This window comes from Cupriavidus sp. 291-E7, assembly GCF_057798835.1.
In genome coordinates this window covers 1-14,812 of the sequence record NZ_JBYOJV010000020.1, presented here as the reverse complement: position 1 = coordinate 14,812, position 14,812 = coordinate 1, and the positions used below count along the sequence as shown (strand labels likewise).

Below are 14,812 nucleotides of genomic sequence, written 5' to 3'. Positions count from 1 at the left end.
ATAGTCAATTGAAATCACTAGGACAAGAAAAAATTGATGAAGATGAGACGCTCGGAATTGAACAGCGCCGCAGGCTATTAATAGCCCTCGACAATATAAGAATGTCGCTAAATCTACCGCAAAGGCCGGAGCAGTACAGAGATCTTAGTCGGATGAAACTGTTGTGCGAGACGGGATTAGTTACATTACTTAAAATTCGAGCCAAAACCTTAAAGCAAAAAAAATACAACAAGCATAATATTATGTAAAAAATCCATTTTATCCCGTATTCTCGAGCAACTTTTTTATTAAAGTCTTCTGATGAATGACAACAAACACTCAACTCCGCGTGAATTTCACAATCAGCTATCTGAAACAGGAGCAACAATGATGAGCGTTTGCGATTCATTGAAATTACTACGTGACAGCCTAGCAAATCATATCGGCTCGGAACGTCAAAGCGATGGAACGAAAGAAAAAATGTTCGAAATTTGGAAAAAAATTGGTAAGGGATCGGCATTTTCAGAGGAGATTGACAAATGGACTAACGAAATAAATTCGAGTATCGATACACTTGAGGTCGAGATTTCTGATACGAAAAATGTGAATTCGACTATCGACGATGGCCTTGAGACGAGCAAAATTCGTGCCCCTATCAATCGACGCCGCACGTTTGCGTAGGATAAAAATTTAATCCGGTAAAGAATATGCCCTATTACGACAACTGGTTCGAAAAACAACTTCCTCCTCAATTCAGAAGAGCAGATCCGGAGGATCCACAAATTCCCGATGAGCCGAACGATCCTATTCCAGAAGAGCCTGGACCTGATAAACCTGAAGCTCCTATTTCCAATCGAAACTCAAAGTTCTTCGCCGAATTAGACGAGCAACGCCTAGGATTTGAGGCGATGGTTAAGAAATTTCTCGCTATGTGTCACGACTGGTCCCAGCAAAAGCTCATTGCGACAATGGATGAAGCGGCGGCGGATATGGAAAAATATAACGAATATGAGGCTATGCGCGGAAAATTAGATGTAATCGCTGCCGATCTCGCGACTAAAGATAAGGGTGAGACGACACGACTACCTCAGGATATTATCGATTGGATTAATAAAGAAAAGATTACTTTATCTACGAATCCATATGCCGCGAGAATTCAGGAGGTATATAACTACGGCGAGTTAAAGACGCTTATCATTGATGTCCAAAAGGCTGGCGCTGTGTACGGGGATCGCAATACGAAGAACGCCACGCGCGTTCAGCAGTCGATGACCAATCTTACAACCACAACCGACGAGATGAAGGGCTTTCAAAAGAAATGCGAAGATCTCATTTCATCGATACAGCGGGCGACATACGGATAAGTATGTCGCATCTATGACCCGTCTTCGAGTGATTTGCCATTTCACGAACTGCGACCAGAATGATGCAAAATCTTAAATCATATTCATCGTATATATTGGATTTTTACATCTTCTGGTCGAAATAAACGTGCTAAGAAACTAATACATGAGTAACGAGATAAATAGTGTTGCAAGATATTCATCGGCGTCTGCTGCAACTAACGAAAATGTAAAGGGATCGTACGCAAGAACCGTCGACACGAATATGGAGGCAGTAACCTATCTGAGTGATGAACGACCAACTTCGCGTCCAGAAGAGGCAAAGTTGGCTTCCACGCAAGGAATATTTGGCATTAAGAGAATCGAGCTGAATGATTTTGAGAAATTCACAATTGAAGAAGCTTGGGGTGCAATAACTTCAGCGTTATCGGCGCTGAATGAAATGGAGGACATAAAGGGAAAGACTGACCTCAAGTCTCTGACTGATCCGCCTGAAGATTTTATGGACCCCGGGAAAAACGGGGAGTACGGGACTGATTTCCTAGCGGCAACTCTTACGCTCACCGAGATGCAAATTCGTTTCTTGGAGTTGCAGAGAGATTTTTACCTGCGAAGCGCCGGGGAAAGCCAGGAAACAATGGCGGAAATCAGGGAGAGCGAGGCACAAGTTCAAAAGAAGCAACTCAAGATTGAACTGGATGCTAAGAAACAAAACGAGGATGCCGAACGAAGTTCAAAAAAGGCAAAAATATTCGGCCTTGTCACATCCTGGGTAATGGGATCGGCTCAACTTCTCTCCGGCGTCGGTAAACTCGTAGTAGGAATGCCACAAGGCGCGATTGAGATTGCATCTGGCTTAACCTCTATAACTAACGCTGTTCTAAAAACCCTCGTCTTTACTCATCCTGAGCTCAATGGCCGATTGAAAAGTCACATTAGCAGGCTGGAAAAGGCAGAGCTTTCTCTCGCGGTTATCGGTGCTGCCGTTGGCATGATCGATTTTAAACGACTCTCTTCTGCCGGCACTAAGATCGCGGCGACTACGACGGAGATCGTTGGGCAGTCGAGTGCCGCTAGCACACGTTCGTTCGGTAACACCGTATTTAGGGCGTTTGGTGCTAACGCCACAAAAGCGGACGCCGAGTTGCTCTGTAAGGGAGTAGGGAAAGCGGTGGCAGAAGAGGCGGCGGATTCTGTGAAAGATATCTTTGTCAAGAAGATATTTGGAATGTCTGGCGATAAGGCATTCGAAAAATTCTTTTCAAAAATACTCGGCAGAGATGAAATTGCGGAATTAGTCTCAAAATCTATGATGAAGGTTGGCACAAAGCTCACCGCCGAGCTTCCAACACAACTGACGGGCGAGTTGGCAGAAGAAGTAGCCAAGAAGCTGGTTGAGAAACTATCTAAGCAACTTGTTTGGGAGATTAATAAAGAAATAGCGATGAACACTGCAAGGGCCTATGCTACCTTAGCTGGGTCTATAACTATCGCGTCAACTGCAGTTCAGACCGGGTCCACGACGATGAGCGCGGTCACATCTCTACAAACAAATAAGATGCAAAAAGGAATCAATGAGCTTTTGGAGCAAATAATGTTCATTGAGTTGGTTAAAACCATATTCACGTTCCTAATTTCCGGTCAAAAAGATCTCCTTGCAGAGCGCGGCGATCAGTATTCTGATGCCGAAAGGAATGCGAACGAAAATATAAAGTTGATTAGCAATACAATCGCCGCCCAAGCTGGCGGAATGGTATAAATATTTAAAACTAATTGTAACCATATTATGACAACTATTCCATCGAATTCGGTAACTGGAACGAACAATATCGCGGCCATCAACGGCCCTTCTGATGAGTATGAAGATGCATCGAATATGTCCGTTGGTGGGGCAGAGGATCCCGGAATTTATCAGAATTTTGTCACGCCTTCTCAAGTCTTAGCCTTTTTGATGCAATTGAACCGACGGTTGTATGAGGCCATGAAGGAAAATGAGGCAACCACGGAGAATCTGACATGGGCTATCCATCTTGAGCAGTTGGAGAAATACCAGAAGTCGAATGACGAGAATCTTTCCGCCAGCAATTGGAGGGCCGCCGCTCAGATGCTTTCAGCAGGCCTTACCGCCGCAGCAACTGTCGTCGGCGCAGGGGTGGGCTGGCGTGCGGGGCAGACCCTCGGTGGCATGCAGGTTGCCGGGCAAATCACACCGGTTTTGGATAAGGCGCCGGGAGGTGTATCAGAAGCGGTTTCGGCCTCAAAAATTAAAGCCGCGGAGGATGCCAAGATGATGGTTGACATTCTCAAAAGTAACGCTGATTCTATGGAGCGAAGCGGAAATAATCATAAGGATGACAGTGATCGTCTTCGAAGCACGGCGCAACAGACGTACGATGCGGTAATGAGAGTAATAACGGACCTCGAAAAACTCAAATATATGGATTAACATTAATCTCCGTAAATCGAAAAAAGAGGAGCTTAATTGTCACTGAGCTCCTCTTCTTAGATTTCATAGTTGCCGTTTCGTTCTTTATAACGAATGATCGAAAATCAAATTTTAAGACAGCTAGGATTCCGACTGGGAGTGGAGATAGAATTAGACGATGCCCGACAGTGTTCATTTATCGTCGGGGCACATTTTTTTTCGTTATTCGTATCCCAGGATTTTTGGAGATTTTATGGAATGGTGGATAAATTATCCCCAGCCATTCAAATTTCGTACTGGAAATCAATTATGGGATTGAACTTAGTTCTAATGAAAGAAAATGCCGGGAGGATTGTCATCCCGCCAAATACAGACGTCTTGCTCTATGCGGACCAGATTTTGGTTCCGAAATGCGTGGATGAAGCGCTTTCTTCGATGGAAGTTTTTTTGAGCTATCACGAGCACGTTTGCGCGAAAATTAGTAAAATTGCTTGATTGCAATTTATCTTCAGTCGCGGGAGGCAAGGTGTTAAACTGCAGTATAAGCGAGTTTTATCGTATTTGTAACGAGTGCAATCCCGGAGATCGAATCCGAGTATCAAAGAAGTCGAATGGTGATTTTGAAGTAGTGGTTGCGCGACAAGAGATAGGAGGAAAGTTTCTCGCATTTCTCAAAAATATCCCCATTTTTTCGGATCGTGCGACTATCCAAAAATACGCCGACGAGGTAGGGAGGGAACGAAGTGACGCGATGTCAGCTTTCCTAAAGGCATTGGCATCAGAATATGGGGATTTGGCGCACGAAACGGTTATTGGTGCGTTGAAAATTACTAGTGAAACAGAGCTCGACGATCGCCTCATAAAACGCGCAGCAATCATCGCAAGTCGCCATCCTTCCTCTCTCAACAAGCAGGATCCATTTCGTCCTCTTCAAAGAAGAAAAGATTCTGAAGTATTGGTGGCTAGATCTGGCAATGTAAAAAATGGTGCTGTAGAAGCAGCTGATTTCAATAGAAGCGATCACCTTATCCAACCCTGTTCGATCAAACATGAGATCGTTCACAGCTTTCAGGAGAATATCAATACTTGCGCCGATACTTGTGTCCGGATACTTTTGGCGTGGCACGGTAGAGATCAATCTGCGCTTTCTGTTAGAAAAAGACCATTCTATGAAGGGGTAGACCCAGCGGATTTGTGTGCGTCGGCGGGCCTTACTTCATTTGCAATTCGTCCTTCCGATGAAAGAAATTTTGCCCCCGATGATCTGCTTGCCGCGCTTCGGTATGGGCCTGTTATATGTGGGATCGGAAACCACACGATGTTGATCGTCGGTTATGATGCGCTAAGCGGTAGAGTCGACATACATTGCCCTCTTCTCGGTAAACGCTGCACGACGCTTTCGTTACTCAACGCAAATTTGCCGTGGAATTTAGATATCCCGGTCTTATTCGCCGTCCGTTACAAGGGTGAGCCAATCGCTCAACACAGAACTTTCGAAGCTGGTCGAGAAGGGGCTTGTCACAGCGTGACACTCGTAGCCCGAGTGTTTAAGTTTGTCACGCGAAACTGGCTCTTCTCACCTGTCGAATTCGGGCAGAAGACGGTAGAAACTCGGCATGGTAAATAGCCAAGAATCTGCTAGTACGCCGCTGACGTACCTCCCATGCAATCGTGTTGGTTTCACATGTGCAGTTGACGATTGCGATGCAAAATGCGGAAGATACGCGCCCCTGTAGAACACTGTCCTGCTCGGCAACGTGCAGGAGTTCGGAGTGATCGACGTGGCCATACTGAGCGTCTTCGACGCTGGCACCTGCGCGACCAGATCCCGCTTCGCGAGATCGCCAGACGTCTGGGTATCTCCCGCAACACCGTGAGGCGCTATCTGCGCGCCGATATCACGGTTCCCGCCTATCCACCCCGGCACAGCCCGAGCAAGCTCGACGGTCATGCCGCCAAGCTCGCTGCGTGGCTCAAGACCGAGGCCAACAAGCCGCGCAAGCAGCGACGCACACTCAAGCAGATCCACACCGATCTGTGCGCACTTGGTTTTACCGGCTCCTATGATCGCGTGGCGGTATTCGCACGACGATGGCGGCAAGAGCAGCAATAGCACTGCAAGCAAGGGAACTTTCATCCCGCTGCGCTTTGCCGAAGGCGAAGCGTTCCAGTTCGACTGGAGTGCATGACCCTAGGGTGGGTCAGTTTTCGATGCAATTGGTGGGTTCGTTCTCGGTGCAAATCAACATCCAAGCACCACGTCGCTACAGATGCGAACGGCACGCCGATCGCGGTCATCCAGACCGGCGCAAACCGTAACGACATCACCCAGCTTCTGCCGCTAATCGAAGCGATTCCGGCTATCCGAGGACGCCGAGGCCCAGTTGTCGCGCAAGCCTGGCCGCATCTACGCTGATCGCGCGTACAACCACGACAAATATCAGCGTACTCATGCTTGGTTGCATGCATTCCGGCGTCTACGCACCCGCTCCGAACGTCGCGCCGACATCCACCAGCACTTGCTCAAGCTTGCCTGCTGCCTTATTTGCTGGCGCACCCTTCAGCGTGACGAGTCATTATTTTGAAATGAGTTCTAAAAGCAGCTTATGAAGCGCGCGCGGCATAGATTCTTCAAGAAAGAAGTGCCGTTCAGAGGCCTTCTTGGCAACAAGCCGTCAAGTGTCGGCGTTAGTTGAGTTCATGCGCATAGTTTAGTTGCCAGCGTCACTTTCCGCGAAGAGCATTCGCCGGGGAACGCGCAACTATCCTCAAATGCCGGTTCAGGCACATCCAACACCCATATATCAGCGTCTTGGACCTTGCCCTAGAACACGTCATTTCTCTAAAAATGCGACAAGTGTGTAGAGGATTCAGGTGTTCCACTGACGTACCGCCCCGCAGTAGCCGTGTACCCTCGCATAGCTATCTTTGAACGCGATTAATAAGCAATCTAGATGGAAACATGAACCGGTGAAAACGGTGTTAGGTTTTTGTTCTCTAATCGTAATCAAAACAATTGGCTCGGATAAATATTATACGAATGAAAAATAACCATGTCTGGTGATATTTTATGGCATTTCAATAGTTTTAAAAAAACGTCGGGACGGTTATCTCGGTTTTCGGCACGGTTGTTGTGAGCTGGAACCTTGTTAATTTTTTACAACGCGAAACGGGATCGTTTTCACCAACTTGAAACGAAAATTCACAATGTCATTAAGTAATCTCAGGAGCATCATCTTTTGCTGCTTCTTCATCGTGCTCGCTGGTTGCGGTGGAGGCCACACGGCTGACGCGCCTCCGCTCGGCCTAAGCTACACGAAATCGTCTCTTGTGTATGCGGTTGGCACCGAAATCGTCCCCAACACTCCCACAAGTAGTGGCGGGTTGATTAAAAAATACGTTATATCTCCGGCGCTACCTGCCGGGTTATCCTTGGACTCTGTGACAGGCGAAATTTCTGGCACTCCTACGACCGTGACCAATGCCGCTAATTATACGGTGACGGGCGCGAACTCCGCCGGCAGTGTTACTGCGGGTATCCATATCGAAATTAAAGCTAAGGCCATCGCACCGGAATCACTTGCCTATCCGGACAACCCTGTGATCTATGCCACCGGTGTGCCAACCCGTCCTAACGTACCAATGATGTCCGGAGGCGAGATTACAGGCTTTGCCGTTTCGCCTGCGTTGCCCATTGGGCTGGCCCTCAATTCAGCGACAGGCGTCATCAGTGGCACGCCAACGGCTGCAATCGGTCCATCCTACTATACCGTAACGGGGACAAACAGCGCGGGCAGTATATGGGTGAAGGTTAATATTGCGGTGCAAGACACCCCGGCTCCTCCTACTGCAATGGCCTACTCCGATCCAGACGTCGTCTACACTGTGGGCAACGTCATTACTGCCAATGTGCCAACAGTATCTGGTGGGGCGGTCATGAACTATTCCGTTTCGCCATCCCTTCCGGTCGGACTTTCCCTGAGCGACCAATTAGGGGGAATCACTGGGACCCCGACCACGGCGCAGCCACGAACGGTCTATAAAGTAACCGGAAGCAATGGCGCCGGCAGCGTCACCGCCCAGGTCGCTATTGAGGTTCTTCCGAAGTCCAAGGAATGGATAGCGGCGGAAAGCTTGAGCACGGGGCGCGCTCACCACACTACGACATTGCTTTCCGATGGCACCGTCCTCGTCGCCGGCGGCTTCGCCAATAGCGACCGCCTCGGTAGCGCTGAGCTGTACGATCCGATCGGTAAGGCATGGGTGCCGGCAGGAAGTATGAGTGCAGCTCGAAGCGGCCACACCGCCACGCGGCTCGCAGATGGTAGCGTGCTCGTCGCCGGCGGGTTCGATAACAGCCGCAGCCTTAGCAGTGCAGAATTGTACGACGCCGTCAGCATGACGTGGACCCCTGTAGGAAACATGAGCGTACCTCGGGACTCCCATACCGCTACATTGCTGCCCAATGGATCGGTACTCGTCGCCGGGGGATTCGGTACAAGTGGCAGCCTTCGCGACGCCGAGCTATACGATCCTGTGAGCAAAACCTGGTCGCAGGTGGGTACCCTGAACTCTGCTCGCAGCAGCCACTCCGCGACGCTACTGCGCGATGGAACCGTACTTGTCGAAGGAGGGATGGGCGGCAGCGGTGTCGGCCTGAGTAGCGCGGAGCTATATGATCCGGCTAGCAAAACCTGGACCAGCATCGGAAATATGGGCGAGACTCGCGTCAACCACAGCGCAACGCTGCTGCCCGATGGATCCGTGCTAGTAGCGGGTGGCATAAACAACAGCGGCCGCCTCAACAGCGCGGAACTGTACGACCCGCTCAGTAAGGCGTGGAAGCCCGTGGCAAGCATGAGCGCGGTGCGTGAACTGCATACCGCTACTCTGCTACCCGACGGTACCATCCTAGCCGCCGGTGGGTATGGGAGCAGTGGTCGCATCAGCAGCGCGGAGACGTACGATCCTGTCAGCAGGACGTGGACAGCCGTAGGGAGCATGAGTGTGCCTCGCGACTCCCACACTGCCACGTTGTTGCTCAACGGTACGGTACTAGTGACCGGGGGCTTCGGTAACGGCGGCGGAAGCCTTGGCAGCTCGGAGCTTTATGTCCAGTAGTCCCTGCAACGCGACTATTGGAAATGCAGAGCCCCTGCCCCAAGGTGCTGTTCGCAAAAAAGGCGGGGCTTGCTTGACCACAGAAAGTGGAGTTGGTCAAGCGAGCACGACGAGTAACCAGGACAGGTTGAAGCGCTCCCGCATCTGACCAAGGCTCGCCCATTCCGAGATACGAAACGTACAAACGTCTAGAGTTTTTCGGCGGATCTCGTCCGTTCGCGGCATTGCGGTACGCACCGGAGCACTGTAAAGGAACACTCGCTGAATCTCAGGCTTATTCACCGTGGCCGACAGCGCTACTGACAAGCTGGCGACCTCTATTTATCCCAAAAATGGTATCTTTCTATTTCGAGAAAGTACGCCAAAATTTCGCTTCACTTATGTAAGTGTTCATAGGTTGATAAATCATGACAAATACTTTCAGCATTGCTCCAAAACTATCCCCCTACAAATTTGAAGATGGTACAGCGATGGCCGAAAGCCATGCGACGCCAAATTCACAGGAATGCGCCGCTGAAATCGGTGCAACGTCTTTCCGTCAAACGGCAGCAGATGTCTATGCAAATAACTTGGAGCTAGCCGGAAAATTTTTGACTGATCTCGGTGTAACAATTGATCATTTCCCTTCTAAACGAAGAAATGAACTCACAGAACTGTATGTTGAGTGCAAAAGAACATTTGAAGAATTAAATAGCACCATAGGACAACAAAAGCGTACGAATGATAGCGCAGGAATCCTTGGAACAGCCCCTAGATATTCTCAGGATTCTACGATCAATTTGGATGACAAAATAAACGATTTCAATAAATCTATTGGATCATTGAAAAAAGAGATTGAAAATTCTGAACACAAGGAAGGCTACTCGTCACTTCACAAAATATTGTTCGGGCTTTGTGCGGCTCTCATAGTTGCGGTCGGAGCTGTTCTGATAGCTTCCGGCGTCTTCTCTTTAGTAGGGCTACCAATTGTCGGGGCCGGTGCGGCACTAGCTGCGCTAGCTGCGTCCGTTGGCAGCGGAAGCGCCCTTGCAGTTGCGACCACGGCTGCGACTGGGCTCGGGGCGGTGGCTTTAGGATTTACCGGGGCAAATTACCGCCTATATAAAAACGATGAGCGAAATGTGAGCAACCTTAATACCGCACACAGCTCGCTAAAGGAGCTAGAGAAATTGGCAGAAGCGCTCAAGTGGCAACCGCAAAATTCTTCGACGCACATCAATGCTTCAGATGAAGCGATGCGAGCCAAAGCTCTGATGCATGCAGATAGTTTAGCGGCAGATGCGCAGAAGTCAGAAATTAAGGGAAACAGTATAATAGTTACCACAACCCTCTACAAATTGGCGGCCGCCGCATTTACAACGATAGGTGCCGTCTCAAAGGCTACGGAGATGCATAAAAAGGTTGCAGAGTTATGCGAACGTCAACAGAACTATTCAAGTTCCGCCGAAGCTTGGATCGCTATCGCATTGCTTCATCCAAACCAAACAGAAACATCTTCTCAGGCATTAGATAACGCAAAAAAGTGTTTTGAAGAGCAAGCAGGTTTGACAAGTACCTTCGAGGATTTCGGAACTGCCTATGCATGCGCTGGTGATATATTTGCAGCGGCGAATTTTCACGATCTTGCATCATCCATGTATGACATGGCCGTAAAGACGTTTGATATGGAAATGCAAACTCTTGCGGAACTGGCCTCCAATTCTACACAGTCGGGCGATGAACATTACATACGCATGAGAGATATGAAGATCACGTCCCAACTCAAACACATTGAGTCGGAAATTAAGAATGGATCCGCCATTGATATCGATAGTATCAAATGGATGTTAGAGGGAGATGAAATGCACTCATTGCACGGTAATGCATTAGAAATTGCAACGAAAATATCTCAACTTTTAATGTTGAATGACCGTCATGAAGAAGCCGGTGAAGTTTTGAAGTTAGTTCGCGACCGCATCAATAATAATTGATACGGCCGAAGCACGGAACATCTCAATGAGGTGCCGCTAGATCTGCTCGGAATGGCCACAGGACTGCGACCTAACATGCTGTCCATGGAATCTTCAAGTATCATCTTCTCGAGCATGTAAAGAAGGTTATGAATGCCTGTTATTTAAAGGGTTCATCGAACGCTTTGCTGCGCCTTTATCCGCGGTACCAAACTGGTACCGCGGCTATAAACTTTTAGAAAAACGGTCCAGCTGTTTATTTAAATGTCGACGGCGAACTCTTCGCGCGGCAGCTAACGACCGGCCGCTTGCAGATGCGGTGTTCGTGTACAAAATCCAAAAATTCCGACAAAAATCGATAGCAAAGCAGGGCGGAGGCTCGGTAGCATCTGATGCCTTATCGGTTTCGCTCAATCGAATGTACATGGTCGGAGCCGTATATTTTAATGACGAGCGATATTCGGATTTTATAATGCGGCGCGGTCAACCTTAACGTCTCACCTACGGCAGATGCGTTGCAAACCTTCGTCATTTAGCGTAGTTTCCAAACAACTTGCCCGTCAAAATGCTTGTCGCCGAAAGCAATCTGACGACCTTGTTACGATTACTTCATAAATAGAATATTCTATATAAATGCCGTTAATCAGCGCGTCATATGCTTGCAGCCGTGTCCCAATTTTTAATAGTCTTTTTGAAGAATTGCAAGCGGAAAAATTAATTAATGGCAAGGTCAATTACTCCGGCATCTCCGGATCGATTTTAGATAATAGAGTAGAAGTAATAATAGACGGCAAGATTCTGGATTTCGAGGTACTTCGCACGAACGATAGATTAACGGCGACTGAAAAGGGATACGAGGTCGTCCGTTTAATCGCCACGGCGATTGAGTCAAGCTTCCGAAATACAAATGATGCAGTATCGATCGCTCAAGAAGTCGCGGAGATAATTACTGATCCTGAATTTATAAATGCCTCGGATCGCGCCATAAATAGAACTACAAGAGGCTATCAATTCGCCTCGCCGGACTCCAAGTCTATCAGCATTTCCTGCGGCGATTGCGATGTTAAAGTCCATGTCGCTGCAAATTGGGATAATTATCGAACAGATAGCGGGGTTGAAGTAAAGTCAAAAAATGTTTTAGAAACCGATATTTTATATAGATTTTCTTCAGAATCAGGCAATTTGGAGCGATGCGGTAGCCCTTGCCTAGGATGTACGTGGGTCGCTTGGCATCATACTGGATCGGCCAACGTTATGGCGTCGCTGGCGTCCCCTTTTCAAACAGAAAGATCAAGCCGATTGCTGGCATGGATAATCAATCTTCTTGATTTTCTGTTCGGAGCCAAAGGCATTAGATTCGACTTTGTCGAGGCAAAAGACATCAGTAAGTCGGATTTCTTACGCCTGCAAGCAAGTCGTGGCAATTTTAATGACAGCGCCCATGAAGAGTACAAAAAAGAGATCTATACGAATCGAGATCATGTGGGGCTCAGCAATCATCGTGCAATACCGACTTGCCTCCTTGAAATAAGACGGAATACTGCGTCAAATACGGTTAATCCTATTAACTGGCGGATTGGTGCCATCGAGCGGCGGGAAGCCGGTTTATTAGATGCTATTATTGAGAGGAAAAGGGAGTTTGATAAAAACGTAATTGAACTTAGTGAGATAACCCAGGAAGTTAATAACTGGGAGGCCTCATTCGATCAGCTCACCCCCAGATACAGGGCTGCTATCGATGAGGCAAAACTCTTAGTAACCAGAGAGAAAATGGCGATCGCCGAGTCGTCTAATCTAGAGGAAGTCAAAGTTCTTTTAAGAAAAAGAATGGATCTAGCTGCGGCGATAAATGCCCATACGGCCAACTCAGTCGAGCGCAATGATTTAATATACGGCATAGATGAGATCAATAATAGTATTGATTTCTTGATGGCCGCTGCATATGTGGATGCTGAATATGATGCGGAATCACCCCTTGCCAAGAGCCTTTTTCGGCTAGAGCGGGCAGAATCTATGCGCTCTATTAGCATAAGATCGAATGCATCATATCAAGAAATTATTAGGAAACATCTCACAAAAAGCTCGCAAGTCGATAAAATATATTATGATTTAGTTCGTCTTCGAGCTGAGCTTATCGAAGCGCATACCATGCATTTGAAGCAAAACTTAATTTCCCTAAAACGCTACGATGAAGCCAGTGACATTTCGATTGGATGCAGTCCAATTGAAGTATCAAAGAAATTTTACTCTCCTATTATTGTGGCCAATTTATTTGATAACGCTTTGGCTAAGGCTTTCGTGGGCGATGCTGCCAAGCTATCTGACGAAGAATCCAGCGCAAGCAGCGCGGGAGGCGAACGCTGGCGAAAAAATGGTCGGAATATTGAAAGTGCATTCTATCAACTAACCAAAAGTAACATTCCATCACAAGCTATTCTCAAGACGCTCGGGGTTCTTAACGTTTATAGTAGCGCCCTACTAGAGTTAGGATTCAAGGCACTTAAAGATGGCAGGAAATCAGATTTCGACAAATATTCCCAAGCACGGGCAGGTATTAGCGCGATAACCGTCATAGGAAAGAACTTGCTTGTCAGCCGAGGCGTGGATGTCGACTCTATTAAGAGCTATGTTGCTGTTATGAACGAAATTGGCTCGAAGAATCGTGATCAACTGTTTAAACTTGCGCTTGAAAATCTTCCAATGGCGTATCTTGTAGGAATTTCTGATCTGGAATTGGGGCAGGGATTGCAGTTGTTGGGGCGTTGGAACGGAGTGTCAAAATCAGAGGCTCTCGAACGGACGTGACTAGGAAGGGTTCTTTTCGCCCCGTGAAGGGATACTCAGTTTGAAGAAGGAACTCGCGCCCATTCATTAAAACCTCTAGTGTTCTGTCCCATAAGAAACTTTATTAATGGTGCGAGGTCTGATGGTCACTGCTTTTGTGAGGAGCGACCATGGGGCGACCAGGAATCAACGTGGAAGTGTCAGCCGGTGAACGGGAGCAACTCGCCTCAATGAGCCGTTCACGTTCGCTGCCTCACTCACTGGTGCGACGAGTGAGGACCATATTGATGGCGGCTGATGGTCAGCCCACTCTGCAGATGGAGCGGCCCCTTGAATCTCAGGACACCCGGCACCTCTTAAAATAAGAGGTAGTGTGCGACACGAAGCATGAGGCCGTTGGTTAGGCGCAATGCATGCTCGTTTCATCATTGTTCAACTGCATGCAGTCTGGTGCGGTAGTGAACCCGCCGTGCGACCGGCGGTAGCTTGGGAGCGCGTGCATCGCTGGTAACGGCGTTGTGCGAAGCCGCTCCGACAAAGTGTCCGTAAGCGCGCAGTGTCGCGAGGCACTGCGTGGAAGCTCCGAGCAGCAATGGGGCTGAGATGCGAAGCTGGCTGACATGGGCAACACATGTGAATCGCTGATAAACGTCGTTATTATTGACATGCCAAAGCTGCTGTTAGGCATGACCCAAAATGGGAAGTGGCCGGATGTTGCTCTGCTATCAAGCAACACGTCGCCGTAAGCGCCACCGGCGAAGAGGCGGGTCCTTACTCAGTCGTGTGATGAAACGGGAACGTGGTAAGCCCGTACCGTTGCCCTCGTGGCAAGCGAGCCGTGAGGCAAGCTGTTGACTGTGCGGGTATGAGAAGGCGGAAAACGCGAATGCCGCGCCGTAATCGTGTGGATAGGGGCTGCAACATCGCCTCGCGCGAAAGCGAGCAGACTTCCGCTAGGTTCTCGAGCGCAGAAACTTGGTCTGGGTTCAACGAGGGGAAGCATGGAAGAGCGCCAGCTATGGCGTCTGCACCTCTCGGCGCTTGCGCTGAGCGACGACCGTTCATCGATGCGTAGGCTCAATTGAAGTCGAGAGCCGACTGTTTATCCATAGACAGTTTTTCGAGAGCGTGAGCCGTATGCGGGGAAACTCGCACGTACGGTTCTTAGGGGAGGATGCGCCGGCGACGGCGTGTCCTTACCCGATCTTGTG

General features: G+C 48.6%; 9 protein-coding genes and 2 pseudogenes. All 11 read left to right on the top strand.

Annotation, left to right across the window (positions count from 1 at the left end; translation table 11 throughout):
* The first annotated feature begins 300 nt into the window (after window positions 1-300).
* The 11 genes and pseudogenes from AC3FLX_RS27035 to AC3FLX_RS26985 all read left to right on the top strand — a co-directional run bounded on the left by AC3FLX_RS27035 (window position 301) and on the right by AC3FLX_RS26985 (window position 13,622).
* Window positions 301-660 carry a hypothetical protein gene (locus AC3FLX_RS27035; RefSeq protein WP_488700420.1) on the top strand — a complete coding sequence of 120 codons (360 nt, stop codon included), beginning with the start codon at window positions 301-303 and terminating at the stop codon, window positions 658-660.
* A gap of 26 nt (window positions 661-686) precedes the next feature.
* Window positions 687-1,343: a hypothetical protein gene (locus AC3FLX_RS27030; RefSeq protein ID WP_488700419.1), complete on the top strand. Its 657-nt coding sequence runs from the start codon at window positions 687-689 to the stop codon at window positions 1,341-1,343.
* Between the two features lie 145 nt (window positions 1,344-1,488).
* Window positions 1,489-3,081, top strand: coding sequence for a hypothetical protein (locus tag AC3FLX_RS27025; RefSeq protein WP_488700418.1), 1,593 nt, complete (start codon window positions 1,489-1,491; stop codon window positions 3,079-3,081).
* A gap of 27 nt (window positions 3,082-3,108) precedes the next feature.
* On the top strand, window positions 3,109-3,768 hold the full coding sequence (locus AC3FLX_RS27020; protein ID WP_488700417.1) for a hypothetical protein: 660 nt from the start codon (window positions 3,109-3,111) through the stop codon (window positions 3,766-3,768).
* A gap of 93 nt (window positions 3,769-3,861) precedes the next feature.
* Window positions 3,862-4,242 (top strand): type III secretion system chaperone family protein, encoded by a 381-nt coding sequence (locus tag AC3FLX_RS27015; RefSeq protein WP_488700416.1) that lies wholly within the window; start codon window positions 3,862-3,864, stop codon window positions 4,240-4,242.
* 31 nt (window positions 4,243-4,273) lie between these two features.
* Complete coding sequence (locus AC3FLX_RS27010) at window positions 4,274-5,374, top strand: type III secretion system effector BopA family protein (protein WP_488700415.1); 1,101 nt, start codon at window positions 4,274-4,276, stop codon at window positions 5,372-5,374.
* Window positions 5,375-5,519: 145 nt separating this feature from the next.
* A pseudogene (locus AC3FLX_RS27005) lies at window positions 5,520-5,930 on the top strand (helix-turn-helix domain-containing protein); the annotation flags it as partial.
* Window positions 5,931-5,980: 50 nt separating this feature from the next.
* Window positions 5,981-6,332 (top strand): annotated as a pseudogene (locus tag AC3FLX_RS27000) (transposase); the annotation flags it as partial.
* Window positions 6,333-6,954: 622 nt separating this feature from the next.
* On the top strand, window positions 6,955-8,868 hold the full coding sequence (locus tag AC3FLX_RS26995) for a Kelch repeat-containing protein (protein WP_488700414.1): 1,914 nt from the start codon (window positions 6,955-6,957) through the stop codon (window positions 8,866-8,868).
* Window positions 8,869-9,275: 407 nt separating this feature from the next.
* On the top strand, window positions 9,276-10,838 hold the full coding sequence (locus tag AC3FLX_RS26990; protein ID WP_488700413.1) for a hypothetical protein: 1,563 nt from the start codon (window positions 9,276-9,278) through the stop codon (window positions 10,836-10,838).
* Between the two features lie 612 nt (window positions 10,839-11,450).
* Window positions 11,451-13,622, top strand: a complete 2,172-nt coding sequence (locus AC3FLX_RS26985) for a hypothetical protein (RefSeq protein WP_488700412.1) — start codon at window positions 11,451-11,453, stop codon at window positions 13,620-13,622.
* The last annotated feature ends 1,190 nt before the right edge of the window (window positions 13,623-14,812 follow it).